The sequence below is a fragment of the Devosia sp. 2618 genome, assembly GCF_040546815.1.
Lineage (GTDB): Bacteria > Pseudomonadota > Alphaproteobacteria > Rhizobiales > Devosiaceae > Devosia.
In genome coordinates, this window is sequence record NZ_JBEPOO010000001.1 from 316611 (window position 1) to 341633 (window position 25023).

At 57.2% G+C, this 25023-nt stretch carries 23 protein-coding genes; 13 read left to right on the forward strand and 10 right to left on the reverse strand.

The window, feature by feature from the left end; genetic code table 11:
* Positions 1-64 precede the first annotated feature (64 nt).
* The 3 genes from ABIE28_RS01540 to ABIE28_RS01550 are packed head-to-tail and all read right to left on the reverse strand — an operon-like array spanning position 65 to position 3103.
* Positions 65-1252 carry an amidohydrolase gene (locus ABIE28_RS01540; protein WP_354059481.1) on the reverse strand — a complete coding sequence of 396 codons (1188 nt, stop codon included), beginning with the start codon at positions 1250-1252 and terminating at the stop codon, positions 65-67.
* A 26-nt stretch (positions 1253-1278) separates the two neighbouring features.
* Positions 1279-2103 (reverse strand): creatininase family protein, encoded by an 825-nt coding sequence (locus ABIE28_RS01545; RefSeq protein WP_354059483.1) that lies wholly within the window; start codon positions 2101-2103, stop codon positions 1279-1281.
* A gap of 31 nt (positions 2104-2134) precedes the next feature.
* On the reverse strand, positions 2135-3103 hold the full coding sequence (locus ABIE28_RS01550) for a questin oxidase family protein (protein ID WP_354059485.1): 969 nt from the start codon (positions 3101-3103) through the stop codon (positions 2135-2137).
* A 210-nt stretch (positions 3104-3313) separates the two neighbouring features.
* On the opposite strand from ABIE28_RS01550, the gene ABIE28_RS01555 reads away from it, so the two are divergent.
* The 5 genes from ABIE28_RS01555 to ABIE28_RS01575 all read left to right on the forward strand — a co-directional run bounded on the left by ABIE28_RS01555 (position 3314) and on the right by ABIE28_RS01575 (position 9257).
* The gene (locus ABIE28_RS01555; protein WP_354059487.1) at positions 3314-4465 is read left to right on the forward strand and encodes an MFS transporter; all 1152 of its coding nucleotides are present in this window, start codon (positions 3314-3316) and stop codon (positions 4463-4465) included.
* A gap of 153 nt (positions 4466-4618) precedes the next feature.
* Positions 4619-5446 carry a creatininase family protein gene (locus tag ABIE28_RS01560; RefSeq protein ID WP_354059489.1) on the forward strand — a complete coding sequence of 276 codons (828 nt, stop codon included), beginning with the start codon at positions 4619-4621 and terminating at the stop codon, positions 5444-5446.
* On the forward strand, positions 5443-6498 hold the full coding sequence (locus tag ABIE28_RS01565; RefSeq protein WP_354059491.1) for an ABC transporter ATP-binding protein: 1056 nt from the start codon (positions 5443-5445) through the stop codon (positions 6496-6498). The genes ABIE28_RS01560 and ABIE28_RS01565 overlap by 4 nt, the downstream gene beginning before the upstream one ends.
* 25 nt (positions 6499-6523) lie before the next feature.
* Positions 6524-7567, forward strand: a complete 1044-nt coding sequence (locus ABIE28_RS01570; protein ID WP_354059493.1) for an ABC transporter substrate-binding protein — start codon at positions 6524-6526, stop codon at positions 7565-7567.
* Between the two features lies 1 nt (position 7568).
* Positions 7569-9257 carry an ABC transporter permease subunit gene (locus tag ABIE28_RS01575; protein WP_354059495.1) on the forward strand — a complete coding sequence of 563 codons (1689 nt, stop codon included), beginning with the start codon at positions 7569-7571 and terminating at the stop codon, positions 9255-9257.
* Between the two features lie 427 nt (positions 9258-9684).
* Here the strand turns inward: ABIE28_RS01575 and ABIE28_RS01580 are convergent, their stop codons facing one another.
* Entirely contained in the window at positions 9685-10473 is a 789-nt protein-coding gene (locus tag ABIE28_RS01580) for an SDR family NAD(P)-dependent oxidoreductase (RefSeq protein ID WP_354059497.1), read from the reverse strand.
* 170 nt (positions 10474-10643) lie between these two features.
* Between ABIE28_RS01580 and ABIE28_RS01585 the strand changes: the two genes are divergently transcribed.
* The 3 genes from ABIE28_RS01585 (at position 10644) to ABIE28_RS01595 (ending at position 14115) form a co-directional block, all read left to right on the forward strand.
* Complete coding sequence (locus ABIE28_RS01585) at positions 10644-11444, forward strand: BtpA/SgcQ family protein (RefSeq protein ID WP_354059499.1); 801 nt, start codon at positions 10644-10646, stop codon at positions 11442-11444.
* 69 nt (positions 11445-11513) lie between these two features.
* A complete protein-coding gene (locus tag ABIE28_RS01590) occupies positions 11514-13007 on the forward strand; it encodes an FGGY-family carbohydrate kinase (protein ID WP_354059501.1) in 1494 nt (497 codons plus the stop codon).
* 343 nt (positions 13008-13350) lie between these two features.
* Positions 13351-14115, forward strand: a complete 765-nt coding sequence (locus ABIE28_RS01595) for a FadR/GntR family transcriptional regulator (protein ID WP_354059503.1) — start codon at positions 13351-13353, stop codon at positions 14113-14115.
* Positions 14116-14198: 83 nt separating this feature from the next.
* Here the strand turns inward: ABIE28_RS01595 and ABIE28_RS01600 are convergent, their stop codons facing one another.
* The 3 genes from ABIE28_RS01600 to ABIE28_RS01610 form a co-directional block, all read right to left on the reverse strand.
* The gene (locus ABIE28_RS01600; protein WP_354059505.1) at positions 14199-15473 is read right to left on the reverse strand and encodes a TRAP transporter large permease; all 1275 of its coding nucleotides are present in this window, start codon (positions 15471-15473) and stop codon (positions 14199-14201) included.
* 9 nt (positions 15474-15482) lie between these two features.
* Positions 15483-15989 carry a TRAP transporter small permease gene (locus tag ABIE28_RS01605; protein ID WP_354059507.1) on the reverse strand — a complete coding sequence of 169 codons (507 nt, stop codon included), beginning with the start codon at positions 15987-15989 and terminating at the stop codon, positions 15483-15485.
* A gap of 130 nt (positions 15990-16119) precedes the next feature.
* Complete coding sequence (locus tag ABIE28_RS01610; RefSeq protein WP_354059509.1) at positions 16120-17049, reverse strand: DctP family TRAP transporter solute-binding subunit; 930 nt, start codon at positions 17047-17049, stop codon at positions 16120-16122.
* A 284-nt stretch (positions 17050-17333) separates the two neighbouring features.
* Between ABIE28_RS01610 and ABIE28_RS01615 the strand changes: the two genes are divergently transcribed.
* From ABIE28_RS01615 to pyk, 5 genes are all read left to right on the forward strand, one after another.
* Complete coding sequence (locus tag ABIE28_RS01615) at positions 17334-17624, forward strand: putative quinol monooxygenase (RefSeq protein ID WP_354059511.1); 291 nt, start codon at positions 17334-17336, stop codon at positions 17622-17624.
* Between the two features lie 107 nt (positions 17625-17731).
* Positions 17732-18607, forward strand: a complete 876-nt coding sequence (locus ABIE28_RS01620) for an HpcH/HpaI aldolase family protein (protein WP_354059512.1) — start codon at positions 17732-17734, stop codon at positions 18605-18607.
* Between the two features lie 117 nt (positions 18608-18724).
* Positions 18725-19597 (forward strand): 2-hydroxy-3-oxopropionate reductase, encoded by an 873-nt coding sequence (locus ABIE28_RS01625; protein WP_354059514.1) that lies wholly within the window; start codon positions 18725-18727, stop codon positions 19595-19597.
* A gap of 25 nt (positions 19598-19622) precedes the next feature.
* Positions 19623-20909, forward strand: a complete 1287-nt coding sequence (locus tag ABIE28_RS01630; protein ID WP_354059516.1) for a glycerate kinase type-2 family protein — start codon at positions 19623-19625, stop codon at positions 20907-20909.
* A 36-nt stretch (positions 20910-20945) separates the two neighbouring features.
* Positions 20946-22343 (forward strand): pyruvate kinase, encoded by a 1398-nt coding sequence (gene pyk, locus ABIE28_RS01635; protein WP_354059518.1) that lies wholly within the window; start codon positions 20946-20948, stop codon positions 22341-22343.
* Between the two features lie 3 nt (positions 22344-22346).
* Here pyk and ABIE28_RS01640 read toward each other — a convergent pair whose 3' ends face one another.
* Genes ABIE28_RS01640 through ABIE28_RS01650 form a run of 3 tightly spaced genes read right to left on the reverse strand, consistent with a single transcriptional unit; the run spans position 22347 to position 25023 of the window.
* Positions 22347-23213 carry a substrate-binding periplasmic protein gene (locus ABIE28_RS01640; RefSeq protein ID WP_354059520.1) on the reverse strand — a complete coding sequence of 289 codons (867 nt, stop codon included), beginning with the start codon at positions 23211-23213 and terminating at the stop codon, positions 22347-22349.
* Positions 23213-24064 (reverse strand): ABC transporter permease, encoded by an 852-nt coding sequence (locus ABIE28_RS01645; RefSeq protein ID WP_354059522.1) that lies wholly within the window; start codon positions 24062-24064, stop codon positions 23213-23215. Before ABIE28_RS01645 ends, ABIE28_RS01640 begins: the two co-directional genes overlap by 1 nt.
* Entirely contained in the window at positions 24061-25023 is a 963-nt protein-coding gene (locus ABIE28_RS01650; RefSeq protein WP_354059524.1) for an ABC transporter ATP-binding protein, read from the reverse strand. Before ABIE28_RS01650 ends, ABIE28_RS01645 begins: the two co-directional genes overlap by 4 nt.

Here is a 25023-nt window from a genome sequence, read left to right on the forward strand (position 1 = left end):
TTTATAACAACCTCGGACACGTACTCAATCACACCGTCCTGCAATCCTCCCCAATTGGACCGCGTTAGGGGATACTTGTTAGTTCGCCGGAGACGGCGACGAGCTTACCCCTGCGAATGACCATCTTCCTTGGCTGAGCGCCACCGATCACCGCCTGCTCGATGTTCGGAGCGACCAGAACCACCAAATCGCTAGCGCATCCGACGTCCAGGCCATAGCGAGTTATGCCTAGAGCTTTTGCTGCAGAGAATGTCGCAAGATCAAAAGCCCGCTGCAAATCCTCATTCGTCAACATTTCCTGCCGCTGGGCGACTATGCCCACCCTGTCGAGCATATCTCCGTTGCCAAATGGCGACCAGCAATCCCGTATATTGTCTGAAGCGGCAAAGACGTTGACGCCGGCATTCTGCAGGCGACGAATAGGTGGAACCGGAACGGGGGCGGGGCTGGATGTCATAATCGAAACGCCCGCCTTGGCGAGGAGGTCGCTTGTTGTTGCGAACGACGAGGCCGCCAGCATGCCCAATGCGAACGCATGACTCACCACAACGCGCCCCTCCATCCCTGCGGCGATTGTCCGTCGAGCGATATCGCGGAGTTCGTTTCCGCCGTTTTCGCCACCGTCATGCAGGTGGATATCGATCCCTTTGCCGTGCTTCTCAGCCAAGGAGAAGATCACGTCCAGGTGTTCCTTAACCTCGCCGTCAAACCCAAGCGGATCAAGTCCTCCGATAAGGTCTGCCCCAGAGCGCAATGCTGCATCAAGCAAATCGGGCATGCCCGGTTCGCTTGTGATGCCGCTTTGCGGAAAGGCGACGATCTCGATATCGATGTAGTCAGCGAAAGTGGCGCGAACGTCTACGAGAGCTTCGAGGTGCTTTAGGCCAATATCTGAATCTATGTCCACGTGTGAACGGACGCGTGTCGTGCCATTCTTGAGCAAATGTTTGAGAAGCGCTGATGCTCTCTCACGCACAGGAAGTGGCAACTTGTGGCGCTCGACGCGTTCTATCGCAACGCGTTCTTTGACAGAAACCCCTTCCTGGTGAGGGACGGGAGGGCAACCAAAATAGGTCTTGTCCAAGTGAATGTGCCCGTCGATGAACGCTGGGGAAACCAGTGCGGTTTCCAGGTCGTAAACATCGTCAGACTCCTCAACCCTGCCAGGTTCGTCCACCCTGAGAATTTGCTCGCCATCAAGGAGCAAATCGACAAGCCTGCCATCTGGCAGTCGCGCGTTCTTTAAAAGCATTCGTGCTTTCGTTCCTATCCACCGGGTTACAGGGAGCTTCGATTGAATTCAGTTTCCCTTTTCAATCTGTCCAATGGAAACGCGCGCATCTCACTGATGATTGTCAGGAGTGCTTTTGCTGCGCGGTCGACGCTTTCTTTGCCACGCTCGGCATCGGCGGCGGCGGCATTTCCGCTCGCACCCGCTGGATGCAAATCCTGCGCCTGCCAAGCAAAAGAGGCCTCAGTATGGGGGCCCAATAGAGTGTTTTCCTGCGCCATCGAAACAGACACAGTTTCAAAATTATCTGCGTAGGCCATGTCCACCAGATCCGGCCGGATATGAAGCATGGCGCTCGTCTCAAATTCTCCGCCATGAACGCCGTGCTTCAGTTCGAATTCACTGAACAGATCACTGCGATCAAAGATGCGGGACCAAGAGCTTGCGACTGCCAGCATGCCGAGCTTTACGCGTAGCTCCCGGCAGACAATTTCCATGACGGCGCGGTTGCCACCATGGGCATTCACGAACACGATCTTGCGGCAACCGGACCGATAAACGGCTTCACCGATCTGGAACCACATGCGAGCCACCAGATCGTAGCTAAATGCCAGAGAGCCGCTGAACTCCGAATGCTCGTCAGATTTACCAATTTCCTGAACAGGCAAAACCAACGCCGGAAAATCCGGTGACATCAGCTCAATTGCACGCGTTACAACGCCTCGTGCCAGCACTGCATCAACGCCGACCCCCAAATGTGGCCCGTGTTGCTCCGTGGCACCTACAGGCAATACAGCAACAAGTTCAGACATGTCCAAATCTGAGAACTCGCGCGTGGAAAGATCGCTCCACCAGTGTGATCGTAACTTCATAGCGTGACTTTCGATTTTTTGCAGGAGTGGATTAGATCAACTTGAGTCTTCTGGCGGTGACATACTGGTAAAGCCGGTCGCCATAGAGCTTGAACTCTTGGGACGCCGAGAAGGTCAGGCTCAGGTCATGTTCTTCAGCTTCTGATGCGCCATGCATTGAGTGCTTCAATGCTTCTGCGAACAGCTCGGGCCAGTCGGGCAGCGACAGGTTGCGCCATTCGTCGAGTTGCTCCCGGCTGGCAAGGACTGGGAAGCCGATTTTGGGAACCAGTGCGGAAATTGCTTGCCAAAAGTAACGCATGGCAACTCTGTTGTCGGGAGAATAGGGTTCGATAAACCTCAACCAGTGCGCGCCCGTTAGCGCATGTAGGGCAGAGAAATCTTCAGTCGAGGCGAAGAGGGTGAGCGAGGCGTTCGCTAGTCTGGCGAGTGTTCCGTCATCAATTTCCAGCATGTTGACGACCGGTCCAAATTCGGATTTACCGGAAATTGCCCGCATGTTGTGCCAAAGTAGATCTATCTCGGTTTTCACGCCTCTAAAGGCGTCAGGCCCGTACATGTACTTCAGAACATCCAGCGGTTCTCTGGTCGTGGGCGCGGAGCCGTCAGCGACGCCCAAGCATAGGTAGGTGCTCGACCAATAGGCGAGGGCGATGGCAATTTCTGTGTCGTTGTTGGTATAGGCGGCGTAGGCCATACGCATGAAGGCGTGGATGGCGCTCGCTGCGAAACCCTCATAGAGAATTGGTAGATAGTGTCGTGCTGCGTCGCGTCCGCCCCTGTGTGCCACTTCTGCAGCAAAAAACGCCCTAAAATCTGCTTCGCGCTCTCGCTGGCCAAGGAAGTCCCGCCAATTCTGCGGCGTAATCGCCGCCATCCGCTCTGTCACCAACTGGAGATTGTTGGCAACGCGATACTGCTCGCAGAATTCTTCCATTCTGGTCGCTGGCGCGCCGGCGCGGTCCATGATCACGAGGACCATTGGCAGATGATTGGCCATGCATGGAGGGTATTCGGCGCTAAACTGCTGAGACCATGTGAGGCAACTTGATAGCACTTCTTCACGCGATAGTTCTGATCCAAGCTCAAGCGTTTTCAAGCGATGCTCCCTTCCACCTTGATTCCCAACGACCATTGCAACATAAAACAACAAAATACAACAAAGTCCATCATGTTGATCGGGGCTGGGTTTGAGTGATTGGGGCAAAATTTGACTGTGAATCGTCGACCCGGCGCCCTCATCCTCGCCGCTATCTTTCTCTGTGCCTTCAATTTGCGATCTTCCATAACTGGTTTTTCCGCTCTCTCCGACATCGTTTTAGCCGCTGTGCAGCTGAATGGTGCGTGGTCAGCGGCGATCGGGGGCGTGGGCATATTTCTGCTCGGTGCTGCAAGTCTATTCGGCGGCTATTTGCTAACTTATGTCGAGCTACAGAAGGCTGTGGCGGGGCTGCTTGTTGGTCTATGTGCCGCGATCTTGCTGCGGACGACGGGGCAGTCGTTTGCTCTTCTGACTATGACCCTACTGTTGTTTCTGCAAATAGGTCTTCTAGGAGCGATCTTGCCGCTGGCTATCCGCCAGTTTGGCGACAAGGCACCCCCGCAGGCGGCTGGGGCGATGACTTTCGGCGTGATCGCCGGCGCCGCCTCGGGGCCTGTCTCGACCATATTTGTCTTTGACCACACGGCAAGCTGGCAGGTGGCTCTATGCTCATCCCTGCTCCCCGCCGTCGTAGCGCTGGTTATTTGGCTGTTGCTGAAATTTCCAAGCGAAGTTGCGGTCTCAGGTCATCACAAACTCCCTGTTGCAAGCCGCAGCGGATGGTTTTTGACGTTCTATTTCGGCAGTCAGTCCGCTTTGGCTTTCATCGTTTTCATCTGGATCGTTCCTATCCTTCGCGTGCGCGGGCTGCAGGCGGGTGAAGCGGCAATGCTGGCGTCTGGCTCCATTGCCAGCCAAGCCATCGGTGTGATGCTGCCGCTCGTATTTCAAGCGTTGCGAACGCGTGCTGGAGTTGTTGCGGCCGTTCTTGCATTCACCACACTGTGCACATTCCTGACGCTGATTTTTGGACCCTGGGCACTGATATGGCCGGCGGCAATCGGGCTGGGAGTCGGGCAGGGCGGAACACTCTGTCTTTCCTATGTAATGCTGAACGATCGAGCGGGGAGCGGTGCCGGTCTATCCAGCATGATGCATGGCTTTGGATTGCTGCTGGCAGGAATCGGGCCATTGCTTGTCGGCTTTGCCATGGGTGGAGAGTTGGCGTTGCGGGGCGTCGGCGGAGTGGTTGTGGGCTTTGGCGTATCAGCTGTGGTGTTCGCCCTGCTCTGCAGCCCCAGGCGGACTCAGACTAATTAAGCTCTGTTTGCGCGCACCAATCCTGTGCCATCTGCCAGATAGCGGCTGTTTAAAAAAAGCGTGGGAGATTTCTGTGTGTTTGAATTTCGTTGTTGTTTGAATTGTTGGATTATGTGAGATTACGTTCAGCGAATATCACTTGAGGCGGCATAGATGGCTTTAAAGTCACATTGGTGGTGGGACCACAGCACCTTAGATTTCTCTCAACTCAAAATGGACGATATCGTAGCCATTCAGCCGGTGGGGGCTGTGGAGCAACATGGTCCGCACCTTCCCGTCAGTGTGGATGCGACCATCAATGCGGGCATCGTGGAGAGGGCCGTTCAACTGATGGCGCCCAATCTTCCGGCCTTAGTGTTGCCTATGCTCCCGGTAGGTAAGTCAAATGAGCATCATGCATATCCGGGTACGCTGAGCTTCTCTTACGAGACCCTCGCTCGAATGTGGTTTGAGATCGGCGAGTCCGTACATCGCGCCGGCTGCCGCAAGATCATCTTTTTCAACTCCCATGGCGGTCAACCGCAGGTCATGGAAATTGTGTGCCGTGAGCTTCGCGTGAAGCTCGGCATGCTTGCCGTGGGAGCCTCGTGGTTCAACACCATCGATCAAAGTGACATGTTTTCCGACCGAGAGATGCTGCATGGCATCCATGGCGGGGAGGTCGAGACGAGTTTGATGCTCCATCTCAAGCCGCAAAAAGTGGATATGAACTTTGCGCAAAATTTCAAACCGCTCTCCATGCAGATGGAGCAGGAGTTCGAGATTTTGCGTCCGGACGGCGCCGCGGGTTTTGGGTGGGAGTCGCAGGATTTGCATCCGGCGGGCGTCAGCGGCGACGCTGCATCCGCAGACGCTGTGCGAGGAGAAGAGGCGGTCGAAAGAGCCGCTCGAGCGCTGGTCAAGATTACCCAGGAAGTCAGCGACTTCCCGGTGTCACGGCTGGCTAAAGCCACTGCCTTCAATGGATTACATCGACTATGACGGATTGCAATCAAAACGATGCGGGTGCCGGATCACCGGCCTATCTTGAGCTCGACAATCTTGTTGCATCCTATGGCGGTGTTACTGCGGCCAAGGATGTTTCCCTAAAGATCAAAAAGGGCGAGCTTGTCGCGCTGCTCGGCCCGTCAGGTTGTGGCAAGACCACGACGCTGCGCATGATCGCAGGCTTCGTGAAGCCGGCCAGCGGTCGGGTGGTCGTCAACTCTCGGGAAATAACCCGCACCCCGCCGCATCAGCGCAATATCGGTATCGTATTCCAGTCCTACGCCCTGTTTCCGCACCTAACCGTGCTTGAAAATGTGGCTTTCGGCCTACGCATGCGCAGCGTGCCAAAGCAGCAACGCAACGAGCGTGCCAAGGCAGCTTTGGACTTAGTTAGCCTGGGGCAGTTTGGCGATCGTTATCCGGCAAATCTGTCAGGTGGGCAACAGCAGCGCGTCGCGCTGGCCCGCGCTTTGGTCATTGAGCCGGACGTGCTGCTGCTCGACGAGCCTTTATCGAACCTTGACGCTTTGTTGCGTGCCGAAATGCGGACGGAGATCCGCACGCTGCAGCAACGCCTGTCGATCACGACCGTGTTCGTCACACACGACCAGGAAGAGGCCATGGCGATGGCTGACCGCGTCGTCGTCATGAACAAGGGCAGTATCGTCGAGGTGGGAGAGCCGCGTGCGCTTTCTGACAATCCACGTTCTGCTTTCACCGCGTCGTTCCTTGGGGAGCGAACTGTTCTTTCCGGGCAGACAAAGGCTGGGGTCTTTGAGGGGGTGGAGTTTCAATGGCCAGATGTGCCGGAGGGAACGAGTGCGTTGGTGCTTCGCGCTTCGCGCCTCCGATTTGATGCCGCAGCTGGTCCTTTGATCTTGAGCGGTCAGGTCAGTTCGTCGTCATTCCTGGGCGATGTGGTGGAAACCGACGTCACTACTCCGGCCGGACGGGTCCGAGTTGTTACGCCGTCGGATTTGAAGGTGCCCGGCGTTGGTGAGAGGTGCTCGCTGCACGTCCTACCGGGGGGCGTCGCGTTTATCTGAATTAAAGAAGGAGGAGGAACTTAAAATGAAGATGACACGAAGAACTTTCGGTAAACTTGTTCTTGGGGCAGGCGTGGTCGCGCCGTTCCATTTCATTCGACCTGCAATCGCACAGCCAAAGGCTGGTGATGAGCTGGTTATCGGCATCTGGGGTGGCGTGCAGGAACGCATCGTTCGCGAGCATGTCGAGAAGCCACTGGTTGAAAAATATGGCTGCACGGTGAGCTATGTGCTTGGTGGCACCGGCGAGCGCCGCGCACGCGCCTACGCAGAGCGTGGCCGCCCAAGCTTTGACGTGATCTACCTCAATATCTATGAGAGCCGCCAGGCTGTTGCGGACGGGGTTACGCAACCTGCCTCTGAAGCTGTTCCGCAGGCCGAACATCTCTATGATATGGCCAAGCTGGGTGGCTATGGAGTTGCATTCAACCCCGTCACCATTGCCTACGATAAGCGCAAGGCTTCCAGCCCGATCACCTCGTGGAAGGACATGTGGAACGATGAGTGGAAGGGGCGTATTGCCTTCCCACTGTATCCGGGGTCCCAAGCCACTGCGGCGCTTGTCATGTCGTCGCTCGCATGGGGCGGCGACGAGAAGAATATGGACATCGGTTTCGAGAAAGTCCGTGAGCTCAAGCCATTTGCCGCTCTTCAGAACAGCGCCGAGCAGGCGTTCCAGATGTTTGATCAGGACCTTGCTGACCTGACCGTTGAATTTGGCTCGCACGCACGTCGTCAGTCAGAACAGGTTAACCCAAACATTGAAGTCGCTGACCCGATCGAAGGTCAGTGCGCTGCCATGAACGTTGCATGTATTCCCGTCGGAGCACCCAATCAGGTTCTGGCAGAAGAGTGGGTGAACCTGCACCTGAGCGAACCTTGCATGCAGGCTTATATGCGCGAAGCCTACTATTCGCCGACCGTGACAAACGTTGCTGTGCCTGACGATCTCAAGGGCAAGCTGCTCACTCCCGAACAGATCCAGCGCATGCCGAACCTTGATTGGGAGTACATCGCTTCCCAGCAGGCCGCATGGTCTAGCCGCTTCAACCGGGAGATTGCAGGCTAAAATGCGATTGCACGGACAGATACTCGCTACACCGATCACCTTGTGGCTTCTGGTTGCTTTTGCAGCACCTTTCCTGGTGGTTATTTTGATGTCGCTGCATCCCTATGCAGATCCATTTGGCCCTCTGTTCGTTGCGCCTAGCATCGCCCAATTCGCCCTGATACTTGGCGATCACTTCTACTTGGGCGTGGTATGGGAAACCGTAGCACTTGGCATGGTAGTTACTGCCTTGTCTGCGGTCTTAGGGTTCCCACTTGCTCTGTGGCTCGTCAGCGTCCCCGGACGCTGGCGACCACTCGCCTTCATGGTCATTTTGATCCCGCTTTTGACCAACGTGGTGGTGCGCTCGCTCGGCATTGTGCTTTTGCTTGCCCCTGACGGTCTCATCAATGTGGCACTAGGGTTCGTTGGCATCCCGCCGATTACGAACATGCTTTTCAATCATTTTGCGGTGGCGATTTCGCTGGCGCAGGTGTTCATGCCTTTCATTGTTCTGGCGCTTTACGACAACCTGCAAGGCACATCACCTCGCGTGTTCGAAGCCGCTGAAAGCCTGGGCGCTTCAAAGACCGTCAATTTTTGGACCGTCCGACTCCCACTGGCTTTACCGGGGTTGCGGGCCGGCATGATCATCGTCTTTATGATGTCGTCCACCGCATATGTGTCTGCACGCATTCTGGGTGGCGGGCGCGTGTGGACTACCGGTATGTTGGTTTGGCAGGAAGCAATTGCCAATCTCAACACTCCCACTGCTGCGGCTCTTGCGCTTGTCATGACAGTGGCATGCATTGCCTTTGCAGCAATCTGCATATGGGTATTCTCAAGGCTTATGCCGTGGCAACGAAATGTTCCGGCCAGCGCGTCCTTCACGCTCCCGCCCGGATTGGTGCGCGTCCTTGATGTGGTTGGCCCGGTCGTTTCAAAACTGCTGTTGTTCTCGGCGCTGGTCTTGCTGCTGATGCCACTCCTTCTGGTCTGCGTCCAAAGCTTCAACGACGTTTCGCAGGGGACGCTCGCCACTTTTAAGGGGTTCACTCTGAAGTGGTATGAGATTGTCTTCTTGCAAGGTCCCTATATCAAGGGCTTCATCAATTCCCTGCAATTGGGTGCCGCAGCTACTGTGATTGCCTTGGCTCTTGCTCTCCCAGCGGCTTTTGCTCTCTCGCGCTATCGTTTCCTTGGAATTGGCGCGCTGATGATCTTCTGGACACTGCCGCTGTCTTTGCCAGGGGTTGCTATTGGTGTTGGAATGTTGCGCCTGCTGCAGTACTTCACCGCCGTGCCGACTTTCATCGGCCTTCTGGCTCTCCATGTCGTGCTGATCTTGCCATTCTGTTTGGCCCTTCTGACGACGTCGATCCAGCAACTGGATCGCTCCCAGGAGGAGGCGGCACAGAGTCTAGGCGCCAACGGTCCGAGACGCTTCTTCCTAGTCATAATCCCTAACCTTATGCCTGGATTGGTGGCGTCGGCCATCATCACCTTCCTGATGAGTTTTGGCGAAGTGACCGTGACGAGCTTCCTGACCACCGCTCGCATGACCACATTGCCCGTTATCATCTATGCCGAGGCCAACAACATTCTGGAGCCGACCGTACATGCGGTTTCTGCATCCATGATCGCTGTTACCCTATTGGCGCTGTTCTTGATCAATCTGGTGTTCAAGGTTGACCGACTGCATGTGCGATAGGGCGACGCCTTTGTGAACCGGGCACATGACGTTTCGCGCTCGCGTGGCTGGCCCGGAACGTTACGAGAGCAAGACGCAGCCGTGGGATGGACTAAGGATGGTCAGTCCCACGGCTTCTGGACTTTTGGTTCTGCTCTGACAGCAATGCATAGGCGTTGCAAACACAGGCGACGAAAGTGCCACCAAAGACGGCATCTCCAGTAAATAGCGCAGCGGCGTTCTGAGAGCGGGAATACCCCCTCTCGCTCGTTCTGCCGGTCTCGCTGACGACGCGGGTCTGGTTGGTTTTTGTAATTCAGGGCCTTGGGAGGCTGAGCCCGCCAAAATGACAGTGGCCAGATATCATCTTGATATCTGGCCACTTGGCACTATTCGTCAGTTCGGCGTTTACATCTTGCCTGCCCCGCAAAACATCGGGTGAGCTCGATTAGCCCATGTAAACGCCGCCAGTGACGTTGATGCCTTGACCGGTCATGAAGCGGGCGGCGTCTGAGCACAGGAACACCACAACGCTGGCAACATCTTCGGGCGTCTCGATGCGCCCGAGTGGTGTTTGGTCGACATAGCTCTGGTAGACGCCTTCTGGAGTCATGCCCCGGAGCTGGGCTTCCCACTCGATTTCACGTGACTGCATTCCCGTCTTTACAAATCCCGGACAGACGGCATTGACGCGGATGCCGTGCGGAGCCAATTCGCGCGCGAGCGCCTGCGTCCACCCGAGAACAGCGAACTTGGACGCTGAGTAGTGTGCCAGCAAAGGGGCGCCGACTTTGGCCGCCAGTGACGCTGTATTTACAATGACGCCCTTGCCTGTGGACAGGAAGTGGCGGGCAGCAATCTGATTGGTAAGGAATATACCGCGCGTATTGACGTCAAAATTGAAGTCCCACTCGTCGTCCGTCAAATCCACCGCGGCTTTCATTGTCGACACGCCGGCATTGCCAATCAGAATATCGAAGCCTTGCCACTGGTTTATGACCGCTGAGAAGGCATACTCGACAGAATCGCGCTTTCTGACGTCGACTGCGACTGCAATGCTGTCCCCACCAAGTGCACGTGCCGCTTCCTGCGCTCTGTCCAGGTCGATGTCTGCAATTGCTACTCGCACATCCTGATTCACAAGTGCCGTTGCAATGGCGCGACCAATGCCGGTTGCTCCGCCTGTTATCAAAGCCCGTTTGCCCTTCAAATCCTGGGCGATTCCGCGATCTGACATGATATCTCCTACATTGTTTTTTTGAACATTAACGCACAGACGAACACGAGCAAACGAAAATTATGTGCGAAATTGTTAGTTTGAGTGTTTACATTTGATGTGGGGTTGTGGCTTGTTGGTGAGAAATCCGGGGCTCGTGGAGCCGTAGGAATAACTATTTGGAGTTTGACATGGTTTTTGACTTCTTCGGCGCTAAAAAGAAGGTCGTGGTGGCAATGGTCCACATCGGGGCTTTGCCTGGCACGCCGCTCTATAACGCCAAAGGCGGTATGCAGGCGCTTATCGATGGCGCTAACGCCGACTTGGAGAAGCTCCAAGCCGCGGGCGTCGACGCTGTGATGTTCGGAAATGAAAACGATCGACCTTATGTGTTCGATGCTCCGAAGGAAGGTGTGGCGGCTATGACAGCGGTCGTGTCGGCCGTGAAGCCAAACATCAAAGTTCCGTTCGGCGTGAACTTCCTTTGGGATCCCCAGGCCAGCGTGGCTATCGGTGCTACGACGGGCGCCAGCTTCGTGCGTGAGATCTTTACCGGCGTGTTCGCATCGGACATGGGTGTGTGGGAGCCGAATGCAGCGCGCGCAGCCCAGCTACGCCGTAATCTTGGTCGCGATGACATGAAGCTGTTCTTCAATATTAACGCTGAATTCGCCCATGCTTTGGATCAGCGGCCGATCGAGATGCGCGCGCGTAGCGCCGTGTTCTCGTCGCTTGCTGATGCCATACTGGTATCGGGCCCGCTTACTGGCGAGCCTGCTGATCAGTCCAATCTGCGTAAGGTCGCTGAAGCGCTCACGGACGTACCAATTTTTGCCAACACGGGCGTGAACATCGACTCGGTTGCTGACATTTTCACCGTCGCGCAGGGCGTGATTGTTGGCACTCACTTTAAGGTGGATGGTAATACCTGGAAGCCAGTTGATGGCGATCGCGTGAAGCGGTTCATGGACAAAGTCGAAACGCTGCGATAGCCGCACAAACATGTGTGGGCGGCTCTCAAGCAGTTGAGCCGCCCAACTTTACCCGCAGGAGAGCGCGCGATGGCCTTCGTTGTCGGCTTTGATATTGGAACCACGTCAACAATTGGCATCTTAATAGAGCTGCCTAGTCGCGTTGTCGCTGTGGTCAAGCGCAGTGTTACTCTATCAACTCCACATGCCGCCTGGGCTGAGGAGGACCCTGCGCAGTGGTGGTCTAACCTCTGCGAGATTTCCCGGGAGCTAATCGCCAGGTCTGGTGTTGGTCCCGGGCAGATCAAAGCCGTTGGAGTCGCGGGCATGTTACCTGCAGTTGTCCTGCTTGATGCGGAAGGCCAATTGTTGCGTCCCTCGATCCAGCAAAGTGATGGCCGGGCCGGACAAGAGGTTATCGATCTGAAGGCTGAGGCTGATGAAGTTGCTTTCATTGCCAAGGCCGGCAATGGCATCAATCAGCAGTTGGTGGGCGCCAAGCTTCGTTGGTTGGAGCGCCACGAGCCTGAGGTTTTCTCGCGCATTCACACGGTGCTCGGCTCCTATGACTACATAAACTTCAAGCTTACAGGCGAGCGCTCCATCGACCGAAATTGGGCGCTGGAAGCTGGTTTCGTAAACGTGCAGACTCATGAACTTGATGATGATCTCATCAATTTTGCACATATTGGGCGGTGCAATCTTCCTCCCATGCATCGCAGCGAAGAGATAGTTGGGCACATCTCCAAGCAAGCATCAGCTGAAACTGGGCTGGCTGTTGGAACGCCGGTGGTCGCTGGGGCGGCGGACCATATCGCTTCCGCGTACGCGGCAGGTGTGACGCGCCCTGGTGACATTCTGTTCAAGTTCGGTGGGGCGGTTGACGTTCTGGTTTCGACCGACATCGTTGCTCCGGATTCCCGGATGTATCTGGACTACCACCTGGTACCTGGCCTCTACATGCCCAATGGATGCATGTCGACGGGCGGCTCCGGGCTGAACTGGTTTGCAGCCAACTTCGCCAGTTCGTTAGCCAGTAGCGACGACCACGACGGTTTGCTCAAAACACTGGACCGACTGGCGGGTAGCGTCGCGCCTGGTAGCGACGGGTTGATATTTTTGCCCTATTTTCTGGGCGAAAAGACTCCCATCCACGATCCCGCACTGCGGGGTACTCTGACAGGTCTAAGCTTCACTCATGGCGTGGGGCACGTCTGGCGTGCACTGCTTGAGGGGTACGGCTATGCCATCGCGCATCACGTCGAGGTTTTCACCGAGATGGGCCACTCGGTGACCAATTGCTATGTTTCGGATGGTGGCTCTAGTAGCGACGTCTGGATGCAAATGGTCAGCGATATATTGCAGCGACCACTGCAACGGCTGTCCGGCCACCCTGGCTCTTGTTTGGGCGCTGCGTGGATTGCTGCGATTGGAGCCGGCCTTGAAGATGACTGGGGTAAGGTATCGAGTTTCATCACCAAATCGAAGTCGTTCGAGCCCAATCAGGCCAATGCCGGTATCTACTCGCGCGGATACAATAAGTTCCGCGACCTGGGTCGGCGAATGTCGGGTTTTGTCGCGTAGTAGGAAAGCAGCTCTTTGAATTTTGGCATCGTCAGATACAAAGACGATGGTCTCTATTGCTGGGCTTCTGCTGGTGTTGCAAGGACGATGACCTTGGTGCGTTGCCCGTAATGTATTGTGCCAAACCCCGTCGCGACGTAGTGCATTAGTATTATTAAAGGATGAGCTCTACCCGCTTGCCATGTGCTTCTTATGCGGTTCTAATGGATGTACGGGCATTGCTCGGGACGAATAAAGCCACCTAAAACAAAAATAACTATATATTCGTCCTGATGTTTGCTCTGTATTGGAGGGGACATTGTTACATTCTAACATTTATGAATTTGGATCGTCAAAGGACGGAATGCCGCGTCTGAATATTGATGGGCAGATCAGGTCTACACATGATTTGATAACTAGAGAGATTGCGAAAAGAATCCTAGGCGAAGTGTACGTCGCCGGAGATACGCTGCCGAATGAAGGCGATTTGATTGATGAATTCAGAGTTTCGCGAACAGCGCTTCGGGAATCTCTTAAAACGCTTGCTGCCAAGGGTTTAGTTGTCGCCAAAACCAAAATTGGCACACGTGTATTGCCATCAGCGTTCTGGAATTACTTCGACCCGCAAGTATTGTCGTGGCGCCTTGAGCTGGGTGTTGATTCAGAGTTCTTGGTTCGACTTTATGAGGTCAGGCAGGCGCTAGAGCCTGCGGCCGCGGCGATGGCCGCCGTGCGCCGAACGCCAGAAAATATCGAGCGGATGGAACAGTTTCTGGATCAGATGGACCAGAAACACGCGACACGGCAGACCTATGCCGAGCCTGATCTGTGGTTCCACCAGGAAATCCTTATGGCGTCGCATAACCCGTTCATCCAAAGCTTTGGTTCGATCATCGAGGCCAGCATTCTTTGCGCCTTCGAAATCAGCGCTCCCATTGACTCGCCAGAGCGTCAGGCACTGTCGATCTCGCGTCACAAGCTGATCCTTGACCGCATCAAGGAAAGAAACGCGGCGGGGGCAAGCGAGGCGATGTCTGATGTCATCGTCGAGGGGATTGGCAACGCACATATCAGCATGGGCAATTCTCCGATCATTGTGTCGCTGCCGCTTAGTTCGGCCATCCCCTGATATGCATCTTCTCTGATCGCTAGCCTGACAATAAAAAAAAGCCGCCGTCTGCAGACGGCGGCTTTTCAATTTGGGTGGGCTGCCTAGTTGTAGACTAGGTCGCGCAGTAGAAGCGTGATCGGCGGGAAGTAGGTCACAACCAGCAGACACGCGATCATCATGAGGATCATTGGCAGCAGTCTTGGGACCACTTGGTCGAACGGTATTCGACCAACTGTACATGCAGCGAAAACGTTCACTGCCAGAGGTGGGGTGACCATGCCGATTGCGAGGTTGATGATCAGGATCATACCGAAGTGGACCGGATCGACGCCCATACTGATGGCCACTGGAGCCAGGATCGGTGCCAACACAAGAACAGCTGAGTTGGTTTCGAGGATCATGCCGATCAGCAATAGACCAACGTTAAGCATGAGCAGGAAGATCAGTGGGTCGTGGAAGGCATCGCTTAGGAAACGACCAACCTGGGCCGGAACACCGGCGCGGGTGATCAGGTAGCTGAAGAGGCCGGCACAGGCGATGATGAACATGATCATCGTTGTGGAGACCACCGACTTGCGCAGGATTTGCGGAATGTCGGAGAACTTGATCTCGCGGTAGACCACCATGCCGATCAGCAGCGCCGCGAACACCGCCACAACCGATGCTTCGGTTGGCGTGGTGATACCGCTATAGATGCCGCCGAGAATGATGGCGGGCAGGCTGAGTGCGGGCAGGGCAGAAACAAATGCCTTAGACAGCGCCTTTCGGTTGACATTGTCGTTCTGGCCGTAGCCCTTGATCCGCGTGTAGATCAGGGTGAAACCCAGCATGACACAGCCGATGAACAGGCCTGGTCCGATGGCGGCGATGAACAACTGGCCGATCGAAACCTCAGCGGCCACACCATAAAGGATCAGTGGAATTGACGGTGGTAGGATGATGCCAAGTTCGGCGGACGTTGCCTGCAGGGCCGCCGCATAGGGGCGGGGATAGCCGTGCTTGATCAGCGCCGGTATCAAGATGGCGCCCACCGCGAAGGTGGTAGCGATCGATGAGCCCGAAATAGCGGCGAACATCATGCAGGTGAGTACGCAAGTGGCCGCGAGGCCGCCCTTGAGGCCGCCAACCATGGACTTGGCCAGTTCGACGAGACGCATCGAGATGCCGCCGCGTTCCATGACGTTGCCGGCGAGAATGAAGAAGGGAATGGCCGCAAGCGGGAATTTGTCAATAGCCGTATAGATCTCTTTGGGCAGGATGAGCATGTTGGTGCCGCTCATCCAGAGGCCGACAGCCCCAGCCGTACCAATCGATACGGCGACGGGTAGCGAGATCGCAAACCCAACCAGAATGACGATAAGCATTACGATAGACATCATCGTCTCCTAGATGGTGTTTTCGATTTCGACATCGGTGGAGTCTTTCGGCGGATCGATGTAATTCGCGATGACAGCGAGCGTGCCGAAGAAGCAACCAACGGGGATGCTAAGATAAGCCCAGAACACTGAGATGAACTCGAGGCCGATGATCGTCTGCGTCGCGCCTCGATTGGCGTAAATCCAGCCCCAGTAGCCGAGGAATAGCAGGAAGCAGATGGTGATGACGGCAAGGATTCGACTGTGCAACAGCTGGTACTTTTGCGGCATCAGGCGCCGCATCATGTCGACGGTGATCATGCCGCCCATACGGAACACGACGGCTATGCCAAGGAACACCATCCAGTTCAGGCTGATGCGGATGAGTACCTCTGTCCATTCGAAGGGGAATTTGAACAGGAAGCGGGAAAGGACCTGCAGAAGGCCGAGCGAAGCTGCCAGGGCCAGTAGAGCAGAGGTGATGTACGAGATGACAAGTGAGATATACTTGTCCACCCGGAGAAATTGCGCTCTCATTTAGAGAATCTCCAGCAACATAACCGCTAGGGTCGTTGCGCCGACTATGGGGTGGTGTGCGAATACGCCGGGCACCGCACGGCAATAGCCGGCGCCCGTAGGGCACCGGCCAGCTCGCGGGAGGGACGTCTTACGGCTGGAAGTCGCGAATGCGCGCGATTTCTTCTGCGCCAAAGTCGGCAACGAACTGCTCGTTGGCCTTGCCGATTGCGGCAATAAAAGCGTCGCGATCGATCTCGGCGACGATCTGCAGGCCTTCTGCGGCCATCGAGCCAATGGCGCTGGCTTCATCGGAGTCAACGCGGGCGCGGTTGGCAGCAGCGCCAACCTTAGCGGCGGCAACGAATGCAGCCTGATCTTCTTCAGAGAGGTCGTTGTAGAGCTCGAGGTTCATCAGGAAGACGCATGGGGAGAACACGTGGCCGGTCAGGGTCAGGTAGTTCTGCACTTCCTGGAAGTTGTTTGACTCGATCACTGAAAGCGGGTTTTCCTGACCGTCGACAACGCCCTGCTGCAGTGCAGCAAACACCTCTGTGAAAGCCATTGGCGTTGGCAGGATGCCGAACTCGCGATAGGCGGCGATGTGGACCGAGTTCTCCATCGTGCGCATCTTGAGGCCGTTCAGATCGGCAGGCGCCACGATTGGACGCACGTTGTTGGTCATGTGGCGGAAGCCGTTATCGGCCCATGCCAGACCCTTGATGCCGTGTGGTTCGAAGCGGGCGAGCAGTTCGTCGCCGATTTCGCTGTCGAGCAGGCCACGCGCGTGGGCGTAGTCGCGGAAGAGATAGGGAATATCGAGCACGCGCAGCTCTGGCACGAAGTTCGGCACTGGGCCGGTCGAGGTAAAGGTCAGCTCGAGGGTGCCGAGCTGGACGCCTTCGATTGACTCACGTTCCGCGCCAAGTGAGCCTGCGTAGAAGGTCTCAACGTCAAAGCGCCCTTCGGTGAGGCGTTCGAGTTCCGCTGCAAAAGCGTCGATTGCCACGCCGTGGTGCCCGTTCTGGGGCATCGACACGTTGATACGAACGGTTTGCTGGGCCAGGGCGGCGGTGCTCATGAGCATGACACCTACAGCCGCCAGGCCGGCTGTTTTGGCAAGATTCCAGACTATAGACATTGATTTTCCTCCATTTGGGTCGTTCCCGCATTCGGGCGGCGGGCGTGGAGTCAATGCACACCAGAAGCGTTGAAGATTCAAGCAAAACAGAAGTAAATCTGATTAATAGTATTATAGCTTGATAGCATTACGACAGAATAATTGCATTGATGTTTGACATGCGCTGAGGTGCGCGTTAGCCATTTGTCAGTTCTACAGTAATGTATGGTGCTGATGTGGTTATAATGACTGTTGAATACTTTGTTCGCCCTGGTCGGGTAGGTGAAGTATTGGACGCGCTTACAGAGATGAGCGGCGCTATGCGTGCAGATGAACCGGGTTGTGTCGGCTATGAGGTCTTGCGTTCTACCGATGCAGAAGACCGCTTGCTGCTGATCGAAACGTATGTCGACCAGGCGGCATTGGCCGCACATCGTGAGACCCCCCATTTTAAGGCAATTCTCGAAAAGCGGGTGATCCCGCTTCTTGAGGACCGTGTCCGGCACCACTACAGCCCGGCACTTTCACTTCGCTAGTGAGTCAAATCACGACGAAATCAAAGAGTTTGCGCAAGTGGGCGGCGCGACTTCAATAAAACGCGCCCACGTTTCGCCAGAACTTGGCGTGGAGGAAGGAAAACGAAATGAAGAGTATCTTGAAGCAAGTGGTGGCAGTATCGATGCTGTCTGCTTTGGCAATGCCCGTGATGGCGCAGGATGCGTTCAAGGCCGCTGACTTTGAGTATGGTCCGCGTGACGTTGTCGAAGGCGAAATGCCGATCTGGAACACCGCCAAGCAGAAGATCCTGGCTGGCGACGATCTAGTTGGTGTGACTATCGAAGCGACCGATCCGCGTACCTATTGCGCTGCCGCAAATGCCGGCTACGACTTTACCTGGGTTGAAATGCAGCACCAGGCGACCAGCTGGGAATCGGTTGCCCGTATGTATGCGTCTTGCCCCAAGGCCACCGCAGCACATGGCGCTCGCCTGCCATATGTCGATGAGCATCAGGTGCAGCAGGCACTCGACTCCGGCGCCACGGTTCTCGTGTTCCCGACGATCGACACCGAAGAAGAAGCCCGCATGGCCGTTCAGTGGTCCAAGTTCCCTCCTTTTGGCCTGCACAGCCAGGGCGGCGGGCAGCGCTGGGGCATGTATGCTGACGTTCCAGGTGGCTATCGCCCAACGGCCAATGCGAACACCGTTGTCATCCTGATGATCGAAACGCTGGAAGGCGTCGAGAACATCGATGCCATCGCTAAGGTCGAAGGGATCGACGCCCTGTTCATCGCCTCGGGCGATCTGGGCAACTTCTCGGGTTACAAGCAGGGTGAGCCACAGTACGAAGATCTGGTCGACCGGATCACTGCGGCCGCCAACGCCAACGACATTCCTCTTTGCGGCCCACTCGCATGGCGTGCCGACCGCGAAGGCTTCTCCTGCTTCCAGGCTGGTAGCGAAGCAAGCCTGATCCGTCGCGGTTTCGCATCGGAAGCTGAAGCCACCGCACGCAAGTAAGCATAGCGAGAGGGCGCCTCGCAGCGCCCTCTCAACCTTTAGAAAAATGCTGATGCGGATCGCCGTTGCATTCTGACCAGGCCAGCCCGGTCAGGCGAGATTTTGAGGAGTATTGTTATGAAAATCGGTTTTATCGGTCTTGGCATTATGGGTACGCCGATGGCGGGCCATCTGCTCAACGCTGGCCACGAGCTTTTTGTCTTTGACCGCGCCGGTCGTCCGGAATCCCTGTCGAGTGCCACTTTGTGTGCCAATTCCAGGGAAGTTACCGAACGCGCCGATGTCGTGATCATCATGGTGCCCGATACGCCGCATGTCCGTGCCGTGCTGTTTGATGAGAACGGTGTTTTCGATGCTCTCAAGCCCGGTCAGCTGGTGATCGACATGAGCTCGATTTCCCCAATTGCGACCAAGGATTTCGCCCATCGCGTTCGCGAAAAGGGCGCTGAATATGTCGACGGTCCTGTTTCCGGTGGCGAAGTCGGTGCCAAGCAGGCCAGCCTTTCGATCATGGCCGGCGGCAGCGAGAGTGCCTTCGAGCGCGCGCGGCCCCTATTTGAGCTGATGGGCAAAAACATCACCCATGTCGGCGAAGCCGGTGACGGCCAGACCGCCAAGATCGCCAACCAGATCATCGTCGCGCTCAATATCGAGGCCGTTGCAGAAGCCTTGGTCTTTGCATCAAAGGCTGGTGCAGATCCGGCAAAAGTTCGCAATGCGCTGATGGGCGGTTTCGCCTCCTCGCGTGTGCTGGAAGTGCATGGCGACCGCATGGTCAAGCGCACGTTCGATCCCGGTTTCCGCATCGAGCTGCATCAAAAAGATCTGAACAACGCCCTCGAGTCCGCTCGCGCACTCAAGATTGGCCTGCCGGCAACGGCTATGTGCCAGCAATTGTTCAGCACCTGCGCAGCAAATGGCGGATCGGCCTGGGACCACTCGGCCCTTATCCGCGCCATTGAACTGCTCAGCGCTCACGAAATCGGCTGATCCGCCGCCAGGTAGCGAGCTCTCAATGTCTCTAGTTCAGAATCACGCGGGCGCGCAGGGCGCGTCCGACAGCGAAGTTGCGCCGAGCAGCCAGCATATCCTGCACAGCTTGCTCGAAGCGGCGCTCGATGCGTCATACCCCGAGGGCAAGTTCGACAAGGTTTTGCCCGCGCGGCCAAAGGGCCGGACTATTGTGGTCGGCGCAGGCAAAGCGGCGGCCCGTATGGCCGGAGCCTTCGAAAAGGCCTGGAATGCGCCTTGCTCCGGCCTAGTTGTGACCCGCTATGGGCATCAGGCGCCGACGCAATCGATTGAAGTGGTCGAAGCCGCCCACCCGATCCCCGATGAAGCCGGCCTCGCAGCAGCCGAGCGCATCAAGGCCCTGGTTCGGGATGCAACCGCCGACGATCTGGTGGTCGTGCTGATCTCTGGCGGCGCCTCGTCGCTAATGGTCAGCCCCATTGATGGGGTCAGCCTGGCGCAAAAGCAGGACATTACCCTGCAGATGTTGCGCTCCGGTGCGCCAATCGGCGCCATCAACACAGTTCGCAAGACCCTGTCGTCGATCAAGGGCGGGAACCTTGCTCGCCTCGCGGCACCCGCCAGGGTCGTGACCTACATCATATCCGATGTCCCCGGCGACGATCCGGCGATGATTGGCTCGGGTCCGAGCGTTATTGCCGACAATTCGGTTGCCGAGGCCGAACAAATCCTGCGGCGCTACGAAATCGTTTTGCCGGACGGCGTGGCAGCCGCGATTGCCCGGCAGAACAAGGTCAGCGGTGGTCAAAGCGGCTCGGTCCATATCATCGCCAGCCCAAGACTGGCGCTGGAAGCGGCGGGACGACGGGCGCTTGGCTTTGGACTGCGCCCGCTCATTCTGGGTGATGCCCTTGAAGGCGAAGCCCGCGAAGTCGGGACGCTGATGGCCGGTATTGCGAAATCGGTCAGCCGGTTTGGCGATCCAGCCGGCCCTCCCTGCGTGCTGCTCAGCGGTGGCGAAACCACCGTCACCGTGCGCGGCAAGGGGCGCGGCGGGCGCAATGCGGAGTTCCTCTTGGCCCTTTCCATTAGCATGGGCGAAGTCCCGGTCTCAGCGATTGCCTGCGATACGGATGGCATCGACGGCTCCGAAGACAATGCCGGCGCGTGGTTTGACGAACATATGGCCGCGCGCGGCGACATGCAGCGGCGTGAAGCATTCCTGCACGACAACAACGCCTACGAGTACTTCGACAGTCTCGGTCAACTGACCATGACTGGTCCCACGCTCACCAACGTCAACGACTTCCGCGCCATCATCATTCGGTGATGGCCTGCCTTCCTCCGCGTCAGCACCAGGTGCCCAATGAGCAGAACCCGTCGGGTCAAAATTATCTCCACTATCGGGCCGGCGTCATGGGGGCAGGCAGCGTTTGAAGCACTGATCAATGCGGGTGCGGACGTCTTCCGCATCAATATGAGCCATACCAGCCACGCGCTTTTGCGCGAGGCGGTTGCCGATATCCGAAGTGTCGAAGAGAAGCTTGGCACCTCCATCGGCATCCTTGTCGATCTGCAAGGGCCCAAGCTGCGCGTTGGCCGTTTTGAGGCGCCATATGAGCTGACCGGGGGAGCAGCATTCAGGCTCGACAACACTCCCGAGCCCGGAAATCAGGATCGGGTGTTTCTGCCCCATCCCGAAATCATCGAACATGCCCAGGTCGGCCATCGTCTGCTGATCGACGACGGCCGGGTCACCTTGCGCGTCACCGCCGTGGCCAAGGATCATCTGGATACCGAGGTCGTCTATGGTGGCCGTATTTCCAGCAACAAGGGTGTCTCCCTGCCGGATACCGAACTGCCGGCAGCGTCGATGACCGAAAAGGACCGGGCCGATATCGGCGCCGCAATACAACTCGATATCGACTGGATCGCTCTGTCGTTCGTGCAGCGGGCCGAAGACATGATCGCGCTGCGGCAACTCGTCGGGCCAAGCTTCGGCTTGGTCGCAAAGCTCGAAAAACCACAGATGCTGCCGCATCTCGATGCGATCATCAGCGCAAGCGACGCGGTGATGGTGGCGCGTGGGGATCTTGGTGTTGAACTGCCAATGGAGCAGGTGCCCAGCATTCAAAAGATGATCGTGCACAAGGCCCGCGCATTGGGGCGCCCGGTGATCGTGGCAACCCAGATGCTGGAATCGATGATTTCGTCGCCGGTGCCGACGCGGGCCGAAGCCACCGACGTATCGGTTGCGGTGTTTGAGGGCGTCGATGCCATTATGCTGTCGGCCGAAACGGCGTCGGGGAAATATCCGGTCGAAGCCGTCAACACGATGCACAGGATTGCGTCGACGGTAGAACAGGATTCCGGCTATCCCGCCATGATCCGCATCAGCCAGGCCATTCCCGAGCGCACGATCCGCGATGCCGTCGCAGCAGGCGCGCGACACATCTCCGAAGTTGTCGGTTCAGCGGCCGTCGCCGTTTACACTGTCTCCGGCAACATGGCTCTACGCATCGCCCGCGAACGTCCGGTCAAACCGATCATCGCTCTTACCTCAGACCGCCGTGTGGCCCGCCGCATGCGCATGGTTTGGGGCACGTCAGGCACGCTCTACAATGCCAACGAAAACGTGGCCATGGCAGCCCTCGCCGCCGCCAACGAGCACGGCTACACCAACAAAGCCGACAGCATTGTCCTGATCTCGGGCCCCGTCAGCACCGACAAAAACGCGCTACGGGTTTTGACTGTGAAAGACTGAGGTTCACTCAGTTTCTGGCGGGCGCTCGGCGCCCGTCGCGCATTCCGGCTCGCTCGGATTACACAGTAAGTCTGCGTCGATGTCGTAACGGGCCGCGATCGTGGCCACGGTGCCATCGCGCCACATGTCCAACAGCGTTTCTTCGACCGCTTGCTTTAGGGTGAGATCTCCCTTCCAGAAGCCGATGCCGAGACCGAAGCTTTGCAAGGGCGTGCCCAGGAGTGCAGTTTCGTAGGCGCTATCGGCGAACACTTGTCGGGCGGAGAGTGCTTCGGTGACAGCACCGGAATAGACGTTACCTTCAAGACCTGCGCGCAGAGCCTTGGCGTCCTCAGTGACAGCCACCTCAAGGCGCTTTTGGCGAAGGTATTGCCCTAGGCCGATGCGGTCCAGCCCGGTCATGCCTGAGTGAAAACCCACTGGCCCGCGGACCGTGTCCAGCGTCTCGCCGCTAGCGCCGACGAACGCCCAGCCCGTCATCAGGTAGGGCGCAGTGAGGTCGAGGAAGGAGCTGGTGGTTTGGGTGTTGGCGATGCCGCCGGCCAACATCTGGCATTGGGCGCGGGTGATGCGCCAGTGACGCGGATTGAAATCGCGGCCCATGGCGGAATTGGAAACCACGTTGACCCGCCAGCCATTCCGCTCGGCAATGGCGTGGACGAGATCAACGTCAAAGCCGGGTGTGGCGCTCTCGGCTGTCACCAAAGGTGGGTAGAGGCTTGGCATGCAGACGCTGATCCGGCTGAAGCGATCCACTTCGCTTTTCGAGGTATCCGGTGGCAGAAAACTCACGGCGAATAGAAAGCCGAAGACAAGCGCCAGCGGGGCGAAGTCGAGGACGGGGTGGCGGGCTGGTGCGACGGGAGCCATCAGGCTTTCCTGAATTCCCAGATAGCCAGCAGATAGAGCCCAACCACCAAGGCGCCGATCACCTGATAGGATAGCGTCGGATCGAATTGGTTAAAGTTGATCAAGATGCCCCGCATGGCGTCGATCGCGTAGGTGAGCGGATTGTGCTCCACCAGAAAAACCAGCCACTCCGGATAGATGACCAGCGTCTGCGCTCGGGTGAGCGCTGGATCGAGCGGAAACGCGGAGCTGGCGGTAAAATAGAGCGGGAGGATGACAGCGTTGGAAAATACGCCAAAGCCCTCAAAGCCGCGGACATAGTTGGCGATGACAATGCCAAATGCGGTCAGACCGACGGCCAGAACAAACATCAGGACGAGCGCCGATACCAGCATGCCCGAGGTGAGGTTGATGCCGACAAAGCGTGCCACGACCAGCACCATGCAGCCGTGAATTACTGCGGTCGTGGCGCCACCCAGCACCTTTCCCAAGAGGATCGTGTTGCGCGACATGGGGGACACCAGCACTTCGCGCAGAAAGCCAAACTCCCGATCCCAGATCAGCGAAACGGCGGATTGGATGGAGGTGTAGAGGATGTTGAGGACGATGACGGCGGGGAAGATGAACTGCAGATAGGTGTATGGGACGACAAACTTCACCTCTCCATAGACCTCACCACGGAAATAGGGATTGAGGCCGATGCCGAGGATCAGTATCCACAGCAATGGCCGGCTGGCGCCCCCGATCAGCTGCCCCTTGTCCCGCAGAGACCGCTTCACCTCGCGCAGCCAGATGGCGTAGACACCGCGCGCCTGACGATACAGCCGAGTTGCCCGGCCTGGCGTCTTGGCTTGCTCCATCACTAGCGTCATCTGCCGCGCGCCTTCTTGCTTGAGGAGGGTGGAGCGTCGCGCAGTTCGCGGCCCGTCAGGGCGAGGAATACGCTTTCAAGACTTGGTCGATCTACGGCCACCTGATGTATCTGATCGCCGAATTCCTCGAGCATGGCGTCGGCGCTGCTGGCCGCCTCGACGTCGATGAGCAGTTGGCCGTCGACGCCCTCGAAGGCTTTTGGGTAGCGCGTCAACAATTTCGCCCGGGCTTCCGGTGTGCGTGGTGTCACGCGGAGCATGCCGGTCCCATATTGCGCCTTTAGCGCCTCCGGCGTGCCGCGTGCCAAAATGGTGCCGTGGTCGATGACGCACACCGCATCCACCGTATCGACTTCCTCGATGTAATGCGTGGTGACGACGATCGTCAGCTTCTGCGTTTTCCGCAGCGTTCGGATGTAGCTCCAGATTTTGGCGCGCGACTGGGCGTCTAGCCCCACCGTTGGCTCGTCCAAAAACAAGATGGTCGGACGATGCATGAGGGCGCGGGCGATCTCGATGCGGCGGCGCATGCCGGAGGATAGCGTGCGCACGAGCGCGTTGCGCCATTCCGCCATCTCGACCAGCTCAAGCATTTCGTCGACGCGTTGGCGCGCATCGGCGCTACCCATTTGATAGACCATGCCGTGAAAATCGAGGTTCTCATAGACGGTCAGGCGGGTGTCGAGTGTGGATTCCTGGAACACCACGCCGAGGTGCTGACGCAGATGAGTGGGCTGCTTGACGACGTCCATACCAGCAACCTGTGCCTGCCCGCTATCGGGGCGCTGGATAGTGCAGAGGATATCGATCAGCGTCGACTTGCCAGCGCCGTTCGGCCCGAGCAGCGCCAGAATGCTGCCCTCTGGGACCGAGATGGAAACATCGTCGAGGGCAAGTATGCGACCGAAGCGTTTGGAGATGCCAGAGGCGGAAATCGCCAGGGGTTGGGTGTCCACCAT

Coding starts and splice junctions, on each gene's coding strand:
- ABIE28_RS01560 (WP_354059489.1), top strand. CDS start 4,619: ATGGCTTTAAAGTCACATTGGTGGTGGGACCACAGCACCTTAGATTTC.
- ABIE28_RS01605 (WP_354059507.1), bottom strand. CDS start 15,989: ATGAGAGCGCAATTTCTCCGGGTGGACAAGTATATCTCACTTGTCATC.
- ABIE28_RS01585 (WP_354059499.1), top strand. CDS start 10,644: ATGGTTTTTGACTTCTTCGGCGCTAAAAAGAAGGTCGTGGTGGCAATG.
- ABIE28_RS01595 (WP_354059503.1), top strand. CDS start 13,351: ATGCCGCGTCTGAATATTGATGGGCAGATCAGGTCTACACATGATTTG.
- ABIE28_RS01550 (WP_354059485.1), bottom strand. CDS start 3,103: ATGGCCAATCATCTGCCAATGGTCCTCGTGATCATGGACCGCGCCGGC.
- ABIE28_RS01600 (WP_354059505.1), bottom strand. CDS start 15,473: ATGTCTATCGTAATGCTTATCGTCATTCTGGTTGGGTTTGCGATCTCG.
- ABIE28_RS01545 (WP_354059483.1), bottom strand. CDS start 2,103: ATGAAGTTACGATCACACTGGTGGAGCGATCTTTCCACGCGCGAGTTC.
- ABIE28_RS01640 (WP_354059520.1), bottom strand. CDS start 23,213: ATGGCTCCCGTCGCACCAGCCCGCCACCCCGTCCTCGACTTCGCCCCG.
- ABIE28_RS01610 (WP_354059509.1), bottom strand. CDS start 17,049: ATGAGCACCGCCGCCCTGGCCCAGCAAACCGTTCGTATCAACGTGTCG.
- ABIE28_RS01575 (WP_354059495.1), top strand. CDS start 7,569: ATGCGATTGCACGGACAGATACTCGCTACACCGATCACCTTGTGGCTT.
- ABIE28_RS01615 (WP_354059511.1), top strand. CDS start 17,334: ATGACTGTTGAATACTTTGTTCGCCCTGGTCGGGTAGGTGAAGTATTG.
- ABIE28_RS01540 (WP_354059481.1), bottom strand. CDS start 1,252: ATGCTTTTAAAGAACGCGCGACTGCCAGATGGCAGGCTTGTCGATTTG.
- pyk (WP_354059518.1), top strand. CDS start 20,946: ATGAGCAGAACCCGTCGGGTCAAAATTATCTCCACTATCGGGCCGGCG.
- ABIE28_RS01625 (WP_354059514.1), top strand. CDS start 18,725: ATGAAAATCGGTTTTATCGGTCTTGGCATTATGGGTACGCCGATGGCG.
- ABIE28_RS01570 (WP_354059493.1), top strand. CDS start 6,524: ATGAAGATGACACGAAGAACTTTCGGTAAACTTGTTCTTGGGGCAGGC.
- ABIE28_RS01645 (WP_354059522.1), bottom strand. CDS start 24,064: ATGACGCTAGTGATGGAGCAAGCCAAGACGCCAGGCCGGGCAACTCGG.
- ABIE28_RS01590 (WP_354059501.1), top strand. CDS start 11,514: ATGGCCTTCGTTGTCGGCTTTGATATTGGAACCACGTCAACAATTGGC.
- ABIE28_RS01580 (WP_354059497.1), bottom strand. CDS start 10,473: ATGTCAGATCGCGGAATCGCCCAGGATTTGAAGGGCAAACGGGCTTTG.
- ABIE28_RS01650 (WP_354059524.1), bottom strand. CDS start 25,023: ATGGTGGACACCCAACCCCTGGCGATTTCCGCCTCTGGCATCTCCAAA.
- ABIE28_RS01565 (WP_354059491.1), top strand. CDS start 5,443: ATGACGGATTGCAATCAAAACGATGCGGGTGCCGGATCACCGGCCTAT.
- ABIE28_RS01630 (WP_354059516.1), top strand. CDS start 19,623: ATGTCTCTAGTTCAGAATCACGCGGGCGCGCAGGGCGCGTCCGACAGC.
- ABIE28_RS01620 (WP_354059512.1), top strand. CDS start 17,732: ATGAAGAGTATCTTGAAGCAAGTGGTGGCAGTATCGATGCTGTCTGCT.